Source organism: Enterococcus sp. 5B3_DIV0040, assembly GCF_002140755.1.
Taxonomy (GTDB): Bacteria; Bacillota; Bacilli; order Lactobacillales; family Enterococcaceae; genus Enterococcus_D; species Enterococcus_D casseliflavus.
On record NZ_NGLC01000001.1, the window covers coordinates 583,377 to 595,946 of the forward strand.

The window sequence follows — 12,570 nt, forward strand, 5'->3', positions numbered from 1 at the left end:
TCCTAGTGGCTTGGTTTGATCAAAGCACCATTGCGAATGTGCTTGGCAAACTCTTGATACGTCTCTCCAAATAAATCATAGTGATTTTGGATGTTGGGGTCAATCATTTCTTTTGGGAAATAAAAGCGCTGGTCACCTTGGGTCTGTCCCGCTAAGGCTGCAACAAGTTGACTGGCTTGGGATAATTCTACAAGGGAACCATCTTTTTCCTGTAATTCGATCTGTGTCCGATGCTTACCAGAAGTTGGTCGATAAAAATCATAAGGCAGATCGAAGCTTGAATTGATGGCAGTATAGTAGCGGGGATTGAAGCCGACTTTTTCCACCAGTCCCTGCATTTCTTCAATCATCGGCAACTGTGTCTCATCGTCAAAGCGAGCGGATTTTAGCGGTTTACGATTTAAGAACCGCTTGGCTAAATCGCTGAGGATCGGATCATTCTCTTCCGTCCATTGGGTAAAGTAGGTATTCAACACGCCATCGTCGAGTTTCAAGTATTCATCTAAAGTGAATTCTTGTTTTAAAAACGGGAGAAGCAGTTGCGAATGGCTTTGAAACATTTCCTGATCCACCTGATAAAGTTCTGCAGCACGGTCCAGCAAATGGGCTAAGATCACTTCCATCCCTCGAGAACTCGCATGGAAATAAACTTGCACATACATTTGGTAACGACTGACGATGTAGTCCTCCACAGCGTGCATGCCATTCATAGAAAAAGCAATACCGCCTTCGTACGGACGAATCACTCGTAAAATTCTGGTCAGATCAAACGTGCCATATTCAGTGCCGGTAAAATAAGCATCGCGCAGCAAGTAGTCCATCCGATCAGCATCGATTTGACTGGAAATCATTTGAACGACTTGGGGATTTGGATAGGTTTTAGTGATGACACTTGCCACTTTCTCAGGAAATCCAGCTTCCACTCGGTTCAATATCTGATGAACTTCCGTTTCAGGAGAAGTGATGATCGCCACTGTGATGGCTTCATGATCCGTATGAAAAATATGCTCAAAGGTGTGGGAGTATGGACCATGGCCCACATCATGAAGCAATGCTGCACACAAGGTCACTAAACGCTCCTTATCATCCCAGCCGTTCGGTCCAACTTTTTCAATCGAATAATTGCGTTGGAAAATATCGCAAATGCGGCGGCTGATTTCATAAACCCCCAAGGAGTGAGAAAAGCGGCTGTGTTCTGCTCCGTGAAAGGTGAAAGAAGCAGTCCCTAGTTGTTTGATTCGTCGCAAACGCTGCACTTCTTTGGAATTGATCAAGTCTAAAATCACTTGGTGCTGCACATGGACATAGTTGTGAACAGGGTCACGAAACACTTTTTCTATCGCTAAGGTTTGATATTTATATGGTAGGCTCATCGCTAAACTCCTTTATTGGGTGATTTCGCTTTTCCATGCCAGCTAAGCGTTGCTGCATTTGTTCGCTAAGGTCATTTTCTGAAAGCCATTGATCCAGTGACTCAAGCGGATATAGGGATTGGTCTGTGATCAAGAAAAGCAGGGCTTTTTGCAAACGGTCAATCACCTCTTGTGTGGTAAACTTACGGCCGAGAGCCGCTTCTAAAGTGGTCATGCTCGCAGGATTGACGGCTGGATAGCCATCCGTACCAAAGCGCTCTTTTAAACCTGCTTGGTAAAAACGACGAACGAGAGAGCCGCGGGCTGGTTGGTCGCCATTGATGCTCAGATACATCATGACAGCCACGCCGTCTTTTATCCGTCGTTGTGCTGTGCCAGCAATTTTTTTTCCGTCAATACTCAGGTCATAGGTGCCTGGGCAGTACGAGTCAGCAATTTCATAAGCCAAAATTGTCCGCTCAGGAAAGGCTGCTTGTAGCAATGTCGCCATCATTTCATAGGCTGCATCCGTAGTGGCAGCCAAATGTTTAGGGAAAATGAGGGAGACATTCAAAATACCGGCATCATTGATGACCCCAAGCCCGCCTGAGTTGCGGATGATCGAGGCATAGCCAGCTTCTTTCAAAACCTGCAGACCATCTATCAAAAAAGGCAGCCGGGTATCTTTCATTCCTAAAATCATCGTATCGGACAACTGCCAAAAATGACAATAAACTTGTTCCAGTTTGCCAGCAGCTTCGGTGGCAACATCGGTGAAAGCAAACGGCTCATAAGGATTGTGGATACGTGGTAAGGTTTGATCCATTATATAGATAGTCAAATCGGTTAAACTCCTTTAAAAATACCTGTTATCCTTATTATATACGATTCTTGGAAAATTACTTGGAGAAAAGAATGAAAACTTGCTTTTGTTTTCGCTTTTTTATTTTCAATGAAGAAATAGACCAAGGAGAATCAACTGAAATGATTGACAAACGAATGAAAAAAAGCAAGAATGAAACTGAAATCTTCAAAGGAGGCACACGTACATGCAAGAATTATCAAAAGGAATCCCAATCTCGATTCATTTAACAACCAATGTACGTCAAGCAGGGGAAACAGAGAACTTTCTGTTTGATCTGCAAGGACAAGCAGTCAAGATCGGTGATACCTTATATATCCGTTACAAAGAGATCCAGCCAGACGGTACCGACGTTCCCGTCACGATGAAAATCATGCCAGACGGATTGATTCAATTGATTCGCTCAGGGGAAATGCGCATGCGTTTGAAATTTTCTTATAAGGAACGGTTAGAGACGAGCTACCAAACCCCGTATGGTTTGATGATGTTCCACACCTTCACCAATCACCTGCACGTTAGCTTGAAAGACCGTCCATACTCGGGAAAGATCGATATCGATTATGACTTGTTCATGGCTGCTGACAAAGTCGGCGAATACAAACTATCTTTAGAATTTACCGCTTGATCAAAGGGAAATTGAAAGAAAAAATTGCAATTTGAGGCGTAATTTTGTATGATTAGGAGTAGACTGTGAAAGGACGTGTCCCGTTTGGAAATTAATGTATTTGAAGGTGTAAATAAAAACGAATTGTCGATGATTGAAGTTGCCCATGCGATTTTAGAGCAGCGCGGTGACGTGATGGATTTTTCTGATTTGGTCAACCAAATTCAAAACTATCTTGAAACTTCAGACAGCGAGATTCGTGATTCATTGGCGCAGTTTTATACAGACTTGAATATCGACGGTAGTTTTATTTCTTTAGGCGACAATCGTTGGGGCTTACGTTCATGGTACGCCATTGATTCGATCGATGAAGAAGTCAACCATGGCATCGAAGACGAGGATGAAGATACACCACGTCGTCGCAAACGTAAAAAAGTCAATGCCTTTATCAACGATGATGAAGACGCAATCGATTATAACGATGATGATCCTGAGGATACTGATTTGTCAGATGACGAAGAAGATGATCTCTTTGATGATGATGATGACGAGGATGAAGAAATCTCGGCATACAATTCAGACTTGCAAGAAATCGGCGCCGACAACAGCACCGATGATGAAGAAGAATTACCTGACAGCATTGAGGAAGATCTAACCATTATCGATGACGATGATGAAGATGATTTTGCGGATGAAGAGGAAGAAGAGGAGTAATCCTCTTCTTTTTTTCGCCTTATGGCTGCAAGCAGCTTTTAATCGTTGAAGGACGAGTTCGCCTTCTTACATAGATACAAATAAAAAAGGAACCGCATCAGCGGTCCCTAAGTGCTTTTGAATTATTGATTTGAATCGAGTATACTTGTAACGAAAAGAAAAAACGCGCCTTGAGGGAATCGAACCCCCGTCTCAAGAACCGGAATCTTACGTGATATCCACTACACTAAAGGCGCGAAGCACAAATATTAGTTTAACCAATTTCAGTGAAAAAAACAAGAGGTAGAATGATGAAATTTCAACAGCAATTTTCACAACAACAAAAACAGACGCAAAAGCTTGCTATGACGCAGAAATTACAGCAATCGATCCAAGTGTTGCAATTTTCTGCAGACGAATTATTGTCCTTCATAGATAACCAAGCATTAGAAAATCCATTGATTGATCTGGGGGAATATGATTCGCCCATCACACCAAGCAAAAGCAATGGCTCATCAGAACAATTGATGGATTATTTAAGCCAGATCCCTGACCAGCATACGTCTTTATTCGAATACCTCATTGATCAAGTACATTTAAACTACCGAGATACCTTCTTGCGGACGATCGTTTTATTTTTAGTCGAGTACATTGATTTAAACGGCTTTTTGACGATTGATCTGGAAGAAGCTGGAAAACTTGTTGGTGGGACCCCAATCCAAATGCTCGATGCCTTGACCTTGATCCAGCAGCTAGATCCAGCAGGCGTCGGTGCTCGTGATCTAAGAGAGTGTTTGATGCTGCAAACGGAAAGAGATGACTATGCGCCGCCAATGGCCTATCTCATTTTAGAAGAATTTTTTACGGAAATGGCAGAGCGCAAGTGGGACAAAATCAGCAAAGCGCTGCAGATTCCATTAACTGAGATCCAAAAGGTCTTTGATTATGTTCAAACATTGACCCCCACACCAGGGGCTGCGTTTGGGTCAACCGATGGGCTTTACATCGTTCCTGACCTGAGAGTGACGGTTGAAAAAGGACAGCCGATCGTGAAATCAAACAAACGCGCCTTGCCAGAGGTTCGCTTTCAGCAGCAATATTTTGATCAATTGAAGCAAAGCGGTGATCCAGAGGTATTAAGTTATTTAGACAATAAAGCCCAAGAGTTCGAGTGGCTGAAAAAGACCTTGCTGCAACGAGGGGATACCATCTATCGTGTCGGGGTGCAGATCGTTGCACGGCAAAAGGAGTTTTTCACTCAACCAGATCGCCCATTAAAGCCATTGGTTTTAAGAGAAGTTGCCGAAGAATTAGGGATTCATGAATCGACGGTCAGCCGAGCGGTCAACGGGAAATACTTGGAAACCTCCTTTGGGGTGTTTGAATTAAAACTATTTTTTGGACAGAAAGTTTCGACACAAGAAAGCGGTGATGACCTGACGACGGCATCGATCAAACAGCAGCTAAAAGCACTGATCGATGAAGAAAACAAAAACAAACCATTGTCAGATCAGAAGTTGACAGATGCCCTCAAAGCCCAGGGCATCGATATTTCCAGACGAACGGTGGCAAAGTATCGTGAAGCCATGAATATCCCAGGTTCTTCCAAGCGGAAACGATTCGAGTAAAGCAAAACGTACTATTAACGAGTAGGAAAGGCAGCAAAGCCTTTCCTTTTTTTATCGATCCTTTCCTCTTTTTCAAATTATGACGATTTTATGAAAAGCAAGATTTTGTGACTGAAATAGTTGCGTATCAAGGCGATAAGTGCTACTATTATTGGTGTAGGAAACAGATTTAAATTTTTTTTGCAATCGATGGGTCATTTTAAGTCATTGTAGGACGAAAATTGTCCAACGGGAGGGTATAAAATGCTCGATGAATTAAAATTGATTGAGGCAATCACCCCGGATATTCTCGCTGTACTCCAGGAACGTTACCGTATCTTAAGAAATATTTATTGGATGCAGCCCGTTGGCCGCCGGACACTTTCGGAAAGTTTATCAATGACGGAACGCGTGTTGAGGACGGAAACAGATATCCTTAAAAAGCTAAAACTGATCGACTCTTCAAAAAGCGGCATGCAATTGACCGCCTATGGAGAAGAAGTGTATACGAAGATCGGTGCACTGATGGATCAGCTGTTCGGAATGCACCAAATCGAAAAACGATTATCAGAGACCTTTGGCATCGAACGTTGTTTGATTGCGAGCGGCGATGGTGATCGACAACCGAAAGTGATTGCTGAATTTGGCCAGTTGCTGAATGAATCGTTGGATCTCTTATTGCCAGAAGGCAAAAACACCATCGCAGTGATGGGAGGGACGACAATGGCGAAAGTTGCCGAGGAATTGGGCAATTTGGAAACCGCCAAACGTCATAACTTGTTTGTTCCAGCCCGTGGCGGTATCGGAGAATCAGTCAACGTGCAAGCAAACTCAGTCAGCTCAGTAATGGCGATGCAGACAAACGGCGATTATCGCTCCTTGTTTGTACCAGAACAATTAAGCATGAACACCTACGAGTTTCTCTTGAAAGAACCCGCCATCGTTGATGTCTTAAACTTGATAAGTCAAGCGAATTGTGTTATTCATAGTATTGGACGGGCGTTGCATATGGCGGCTCGACGAAAAATGTCAGAACAAGAAATTCTGATGTTAAAACAAAAAAATGCAGTTGCAGAATCCTTTGGGTATTTCTTTAACGAAGCTGGTGAGGTCGTCTACAAAGTTCCTCGCATCGGACTTCAATTAAAAGATTTGCAAAAAGTCCCAATCATTTTTGCGGTCGCTGGCGGACAATCAAAAGCCAAAGCGGTCAATGCATACATGAAAAATGCACCAAAACAAACCTGGCTCATCACCGATGAAGCTTGCGCAAATGAGATTTTAAAAGGGGCAACCCTTTAAAATAAATATTTTTATGATTTTCATAAGGAGGAAATCTTAAATGACAGTTAAAGTAGGTATTAATGGATTTGGACGTATCGGACGCTTAGCATTTCGTCGTATCCAAGAAGTAGAAGGAATCGAAGTTGTGGCTATCAATGACTTAACAGATGCTAAAATGTTAGCTCACTTGTTAAAATATGATACAACACAAGGACGTTTCAACGGTACAGTTGAAGTTCACGAAGGTTCATTCAATGTGAACGGAAACGAAATCAAAGTTTTAGCTAACCGCAACCCTGAAGAATTGCCTTGGGGCGAACTAGGTGTTGAAATCGTGTTAGAATGTACTGGATTCTTCACTTCTAAAGCAGCTGCTGAAAAACATTTAACAGCTGGTGCAAAACGTGTAGTTATCTCAGCTCCTGGTGGAAACGATGTTCCAACAATCGTTTACAACACAAACCATGAAACTTTAACAGGTGAAGAAACAGTTATCTCTGGTGCTTCATGTACAACAAACTGTTTAGCTCCTATGGCGAAAACATTGAACGACAAATTTGGTGTAGTTGAAGGATTAATGACTACAATCCACGCTTACACAGGTGACCAAATGACTCTAGACGGACCACACCCTAAAGGTGACTTCCGCCGTGCCCGTGCTGCTGCTGCAAACATCGTGCCTAACTCAACTGGTGCTGCTAAAGCGATCGGCTTAGTAATCCCAGAATTGAACGGCAAATTAGATGGTGCTGCTCAACGTGTTCCTGTTGCAACTGGTTCATTAACTGAATTAGTTACTGTTCTTGACAAAGAAGTAACTGTTGATGAAATCAATGCAGCAATGAAAGAAGCTTCAAACGAATCTTACGGTTACAACACAGACGAAATCGTTTCTTCTGATATCGTTGGTATGACTTACGGTTCATTATTTGATGCAACTCAAACAAAAGTTATGACTGTTGGCGACAAACAATTAGTTAAAACTGTTGCTTGGTACGACAATGAAATGTCATACACTGCACAATTAGTACGTACTTTAGAATACTTCGCTAACCTATAAGAGTTGCGAACGACTTTAATTTAAACCATCGCAAGAGAAAGCGGGGAAGCATCGCGCTTCTCCGCTTTTTTTAACAATTATGCTAGGAGGAATCTGTTCATGGCGAAAATGACAGTTCAAGATATCGATTTAAAAGATAAAAAAGTTCTTGTACGTGTGGACTTCAACGTTCCATTGAAAGATGGAGTGATCGGAGACGATACACGGATCAAAGCAGCATTACCAACAATCAATTACGTGATCGAAAACGGCGGAAAAGCAATTCTTTTCTCACACTTAGGTCGTGTGAAAGAAGAAGCAGATAAAGCTGGAAAATCTTTAGCGCCAGTTGCGAAACGTCTAGGCGAATTGTTAGGCAAAGAAGTAACTTTCGTGGATGAAACCCGCGGCGAAAAATTAGAAGCAGCGATCAACAACATGCAAGATGGCGATGTCGTTGTTTTTGAAAACACTCGTTTCGAAGACATCGATGGCAAAAAAGAAAGCAAAAACGATCCTGAACTAGGTAAATACTGGGCTTCTTTAGGTGATGTTTTTGTAAATGATGCCTTTGGTACCGCACACCGCGCACACGCTTCAAACGTAGGGATCGCTTCAACAGGTATCCCAACAGTTGCTGGTTTCTTAATGGAAAAAGAAATCAAATTCATCGGTGAAGCAGTCGAAGAACCAAAACGTCCAATGATCGCGATTCTTGGTGGAGCAAAAGTATCTGACAAAATCGGCGTAATCGAAAACTTGATTCCTAAAGCAGACAAAATCTTGATCGGCGGCGGAATGACGTATACGTTCTACAAAGCAAAAGGCATGGAAATCGGTAATTCTCTTGTGGAAGCAGACAAAGTAGAATTAGCAAAAGAATTGATCGAAAAAGCTGGCGATAAATTAGTATTACCAGTTGATTCAATCACTGCTGCTGAATTTTCAAATGATGTCCCAACAGAAGAACATACTGGTGATGTTCCTGAAGGACAAATGGGCTTAGATATCGGACCTGAAACTATCGCTTTGTTTGCTGAAACATTAAAAGGCGCAAAAACAGTCGTTTGGAACGGACCTATGGGTGTGTTTGAAATGTCTAACTTCGCAAACGGTACGATCGGTGTTTGTGAAGCAATTGCCAACCTTGAAGATGCAACAACGATCATCGGTGGCGGTGACTCTGCAGCTGCAGCAGAACAATTAGGTTTTGCTGACAAATTTACCCACATCTCAACAGGTGGCGGTGCCAGCCTTGAATTGCTAGAAGGAAAAACACTTCCTGGCCTAGCTGCGATCAACGATAAATAATCAATGACAAGCCGTGCAAAGGATCTCCTTTGCACGCTTGATAACGAAAAGGAGTGCCAGAACATGCGCAAACCAATTATTGCCGGAAACTGGAAAATGAACAAAACTGCGAAAGAAGCAAAAGAATTTGCTGAAGCAGTCAAAACAAAAATTCCTAGCAACGATACAGTTGACTCTGTGATCGGTTCGCCAGCTCTATTCTTAGAAACATTAGTGAATGCTGCTGAAGGAACAGAATTAAAAATTGCTGCTCAAAACAGCTACTGGGAAAATGAAGGTGCCTTTACTGGTGAAACTTCACCAGCAGCTTTAGCAGATTTAGGTGTTGACTATGTCATCATTGGTCATTCAGAACGTCGTGAATACTTCCATGAGACAGATGAAGACATCAACAAAAAAGCCAAAGCAATCTTTTCAAACGGCATGATCCCAATCCTATGCTGTGGTGAATCTTTAGAAACCTATGAAGCTGGCAAAACAGCGGAGTGGATCGAAGGACAAATCACTGCTGGCTTAGACGGTTTAACAGACGGTCAAGTAAGTAATCTTGTGATTGCGTACGAACCAATCTGGGCGATCGGTACTGGTAAATCAGCGGATGCAAACATCGCAGACGAAATTTGTGGCGTTGTCCGCAAAACCGTTGAAAAATTATACGGCAAAGAAGTTTCAGATAGCGTGCGTATCCAATACGGCGGTTCTGTAAAACCTGAAAACATTGCTGAATACATGGCAAAAGAAAATGTTGACGGAGCATTAGTTGGCGGCGCAAGCTTGCAAGCTGATTCATTCCTAGCATTATTAGATGCTGTAAAATAATTTCATTTTCATGAAAATAACATTTGCAGAATCGTGATTTTTTCACTACAATTAAGTTGTTCGCAAGGGGCTTTCCCCTTAAGATAAAACAAACTCAAAGGAGAGACAAAACATGTCAATTATTACTGATGTTTACGCACGCGAAGTCTTAGACTCACGTGGTAACCCAACTATCGAAGTAGAAGTCTACACAGAATCAGGTGCTTTCGGCCGCGGAATGGTTCCTTCAGGAGCTTCAACAGGTGAACACGAAGCAGTTGAATTACGTGATGGCGACAAAGCTCGTTATGGCGGTAAAGGTGTAACGAAAGCAGTTGACAATGTAAATAACATCATTGCAGAAGCTATCATCGGCTACGATGTACGTGACCAAATGGCTATCGATAAAGCAATGATCGCTTTAGACGGAACTCCTAACAAAGGCAAATTAGGCGCAAACGCGATTCTTGGTGTTTCTATCGCTGTTGCTCGTGCAGCTGCTGATTACCTAGAAGTACCTTTATACCACTACTTAGGCGGATTCAATACAAAAGTATTGCCAACTCCTATGATGAACATCGTCAACGGTGGTTCTCACTCTGACGCACCAATCGCTTTCCAAGAATTCATGATCTTGCCTGTAGGCGCACCTACATTCAAAGAAGGCTTACGTTGGGGTACTGAAGTATTCCACGCTTTGAAATCAATCTTGTCTAAACGTGGTTTAGAAACTTCAGTAGGTGACGAAGGTGGTTTCGCTCCTCGTTTTGAAGGAACTGAAGACGGTGTTGAAACAATCTTAGAAGCAATCAAAGCTGCTGGTTTAGAACCAGGTAAAGACGTATACCTAGGATTTGACTGTGCATCATCAGAATTCTACGAAAACGGTGTTTACGACTACTCTAAATTTGAAGGCGAAAACGGCGTAAAACGTACTGCTGCTGAACAAGTTGACTACTTAGAAGAATTAGTTAACAAATACCCAATCATCACTATCGAAGACGGTATGGATGAAAACGACTGGGATGGTTGGAAACTATTAACTGAACGCTTAGGCGACAAAGTTCAATTAGTAGGGGATGACTTGTTCGTTACAAATACTGAAATCCTTGAAAAAGGAATCAAAAACGGTATCGGTAACTCAATCCTGATCAAAGTTAACCAAATCGGTACATTGACTGAAACATTCAATGCTATCGAAATGGCGAAAGAAGCTGGTTACACTGCAGTCGTTTCTCACCGTTCTGGTGAAACAGAAGATTCAACAATCTCTGATATCGCAGTTGCAACAAACGCTGGCCAAATCAAAACTGGTTCTCTTTCACGTACTGACCGTATTGCAAAATACAACCAATTGCTACGTATCGAAGACCAACTTGGTGAAGTTGCTGAATACAAAGGTTTGCAAGCATTCTACAACTTGAAAAATAAATAATCTTAGCTTAATCAAACGTTGTCGTTTGGCTGAACTGAAATGATGGTAAAGTCCCCTCATGTGTAAATGACATGGGGGGACTTTTTTACGAGTTTTTTCGGTATGCTAATTGTATGATAGACTATAGGAAAACTTAGTATTTTAGGAGAGAATGCTGATGAAAAAATTGTACATAAATAATGTAGCTTTAAAGGAAAACATATCGTTTCCGCTGCAGGAATTATTGACTTATTTCCAGAAGAAGTGATCCTCCAGTATAATTGGTTGATTACCGATTATTCAGGTGACACAAGTATTTTGCGTTCAAGTGAAAAGAAGAAAAATGGAAAGTCGCTTATTTGGCTGAGCGGCCATAATTTATTGGATGCAATCAAAGGTACTTATCTTTATGAAGGGGTGCTAACTGGTTTTTTACCCAGCATTTCTTTGGATGATCTTTTGATCTTTGATTCTTATCCTGAGTGGGAAGGCTGGAATCGTGATGTAGATCTTCCGTACATTCAGCATCCATTAGGCAGCTTAGAATTAATCATTGATGATGGTAGCTCATATTCTGTCGTTACAGACGATACAGATCTATTGGTATATATAGAAAAGCATTGTAAGGATATAGCTGTGTCTGATTCATGTGATGAAAGACCAGACAGATTGTTTGGCGATCTTTATAGTCAACAGTTGCTACCCACAACTGTTGGCAACTGGTGGTTAACCTTTAACGGGGAGCCGATTTCTTTTAAAGTAATCGATGGTCATAGCAATTTTTCGAGTTACTACGGTGAAAGTCATCCAGATTGGGTCAACGAAATAATCGGTCGCTTTATCTTATTGCCTAATTTAAAAATGATCAAAGGGAAGGGAAAACTTGAGATAAAAACGGATATTCCTCGACACTCTTTCCGTGATTTTGAAATCGTTAGTGGGCAAAGATACTATGGCGCGCAATATTTGTTAAAAAAATCTGCCATTAACCTTAATTTTGCTGTAACTCAATATTATGACGATGAGTGTTTCCTGAAAAAATCTGGGGGTGTATATCAACTTGACAGGTCTGACTCGGGATTCCCAGCTTATTTTATTGAGGGGAATCAAAGTCCAACTGATTTAAAATTTTGTGTGTCATGGGGTGCATTGGCTACTGCAGATTCTTTGTCCTTGGATGTGGCTTGTGACTTTGATCAAGAGGAGATTGCTCAAACTTTTAGTAATTAAAAGTGAATGAAAGCTATATAGAAAAAACCTGTTTCTAGTAGATGAACAAGGAACAGTTTTTTTTATAGAAAGTAAGTTGAAAAATTAAGAGAACTTATAAATAGAGGGAAAATAACAGTAAGATTTTAAAGAATCAGCTAAAATTTTTGTAATCGAAAATGAAAATAATCTGATTGTTTATGAAAATTTTCATTTCCAGTTTACATTTATTATTTTTTGACTAGTGAAATTTTAACGAGTTGCCAATCACTGCTGTTGCTCAAGAGTTTTGAATGAAAGAACTTTTATCACAAACAAAAGATTCTTTCTGGATTTTGAGTATTTATCATGAATAAATTGTTCTGTTTTTTTTAAAAACTAAAGAAATTATATTTCA

Annotated in this window: 11 protein-coding genes and 1 tRNA gene; 9 read left to right on the top strand and 3 right to left on the bottom strand. The window is 41.3% G+C overall.

What is annotated here, in order from left to right; genetic code table 11:
- Window positions 1–2 precede the first annotated feature (2 nt).
- Entirely contained in the window at window positions 3–1,373 is a 1,371-nt protein-coding gene (locus A5883_RS02850; protein WP_010749809.1) for an HD domain-containing protein, read from the bottom strand.
- The gene (locus A5883_RS02855; protein ID WP_034869150.1) at window positions 1,357–2,178 is read right to left on the bottom strand and encodes a lipoate--protein ligase family protein; all 822 of its coding nucleotides are present in this window, start codon (window positions 2,176–2,178) and stop codon (window positions 1,357–1,359) included. The genes A5883_RS02850 and A5883_RS02855 overlap by 17 nt, the downstream gene beginning before the upstream one ends.
- Before the next feature lie 223 nt (window positions 2,179–2,401).
- Here A5883_RS02855 and A5883_RS02860 point away from each other — a divergent pair, with 223 nt between their 5' ends.
- Window positions 2,402–2,839 carry a DUF1934 domain-containing protein gene (locus A5883_RS02860; protein ID WP_005228669.1) on the top strand — a complete coding sequence of 146 codons (438 nt, stop codon included), beginning with the start codon at window positions 2,402–2,404 and terminating at the stop codon, window positions 2,837–2,839.
- An 84-nt stretch (window positions 2,840–2,923) separates the two neighbouring features.
- Window positions 2,924–3,532, top strand: coding sequence for a DNA-directed RNA polymerase subunit delta (gene rpoE / locus A5883_RS02865; protein WP_005234347.1), 609 nt, complete (start codon window positions 2,924–2,926; stop codon window positions 3,530–3,532).
- Window positions 3,533–3,696: 164 nt separating this feature from the next.
- Here rpoE and A5883_RS02870 read toward each other — a convergent pair.
- Window positions 3,697–3,768: transfer RNA gene (locus A5883_RS02870), tRNA-Arg, on the bottom strand.
- A 51-nt stretch (window positions 3,769–3,819) separates the two neighbouring features.
- On the opposite strand from A5883_RS02870, the gene rpoN reads away from it, so the two are divergent.
- The 7 genes from rpoN (at window position 3,820) to A5883_RS02905 (ending at window position 12,194) form a co-directional block, all read left to right on the top strand.
- Window positions 3,820–5,139, top strand: coding sequence for an RNA polymerase factor sigma-54 (gene rpoN, locus A5883_RS02875; protein ID WP_176323943.1), 1,320 nt, complete (start codon window positions 3,820–3,822; stop codon window positions 5,137–5,139).
- Between the two features lie 243 nt (window positions 5,140–5,382).
- Complete coding sequence (locus A5883_RS02880; protein WP_005228675.1) at window positions 5,383–6,420, top strand: sugar-binding transcriptional regulator; 1,038 nt, start codon at window positions 5,383–5,385, stop codon at window positions 6,418–6,420.
- Between the two features lie 40 nt (window positions 6,421–6,460).
- Window positions 6,461–7,462, top strand: coding sequence for a type I glyceraldehyde-3-phosphate dehydrogenase (gene gap / locus A5883_RS02885; RefSeq protein WP_005228677.1), 1,002 nt, complete (start codon window positions 6,461–6,463; stop codon window positions 7,460–7,462).
- A gap of 99 nt (window positions 7,463–7,561) precedes the next feature.
- The gene (locus A5883_RS02890) at window positions 7,562–8,752 is read left to right on the top strand and encodes a phosphoglycerate kinase (RefSeq protein WP_005234355.1); all 1,191 of its coding nucleotides are present in this window, start codon (window positions 7,562–7,564) and stop codon (window positions 8,750–8,752) included.
- Between the two features lie 63 nt (window positions 8,753–8,815).
- Window positions 8,816–9,571: a triose-phosphate isomerase gene (tpiA, locus tag A5883_RS02895; protein ID WP_010749804.1), complete on the top strand. Its 756-nt coding sequence runs from the start codon at window positions 8,816–8,818 to the stop codon at window positions 9,569–9,571.
- 112 nt (window positions 9,572–9,683) lie between these two features.
- Entirely contained in the window at window positions 9,684–10,985 is a 1,302-nt protein-coding gene (gene eno, locus A5883_RS02900; protein ID WP_005228686.1) for a surface-displayed alpha-enolase, read from the top strand.
- A gap of 264 nt (window positions 10,986–11,249) precedes the next feature.
- Window positions 11,250–12,194: a hypothetical protein gene (locus A5883_RS02905; protein ID WP_254907812.1), complete on the top strand. Its 945-nt coding sequence runs from the start codon at window positions 11,250–11,252 to the stop codon at window positions 12,192–12,194.
- Window positions 12,195–12,570: the final 376 nt, after the last annotated feature.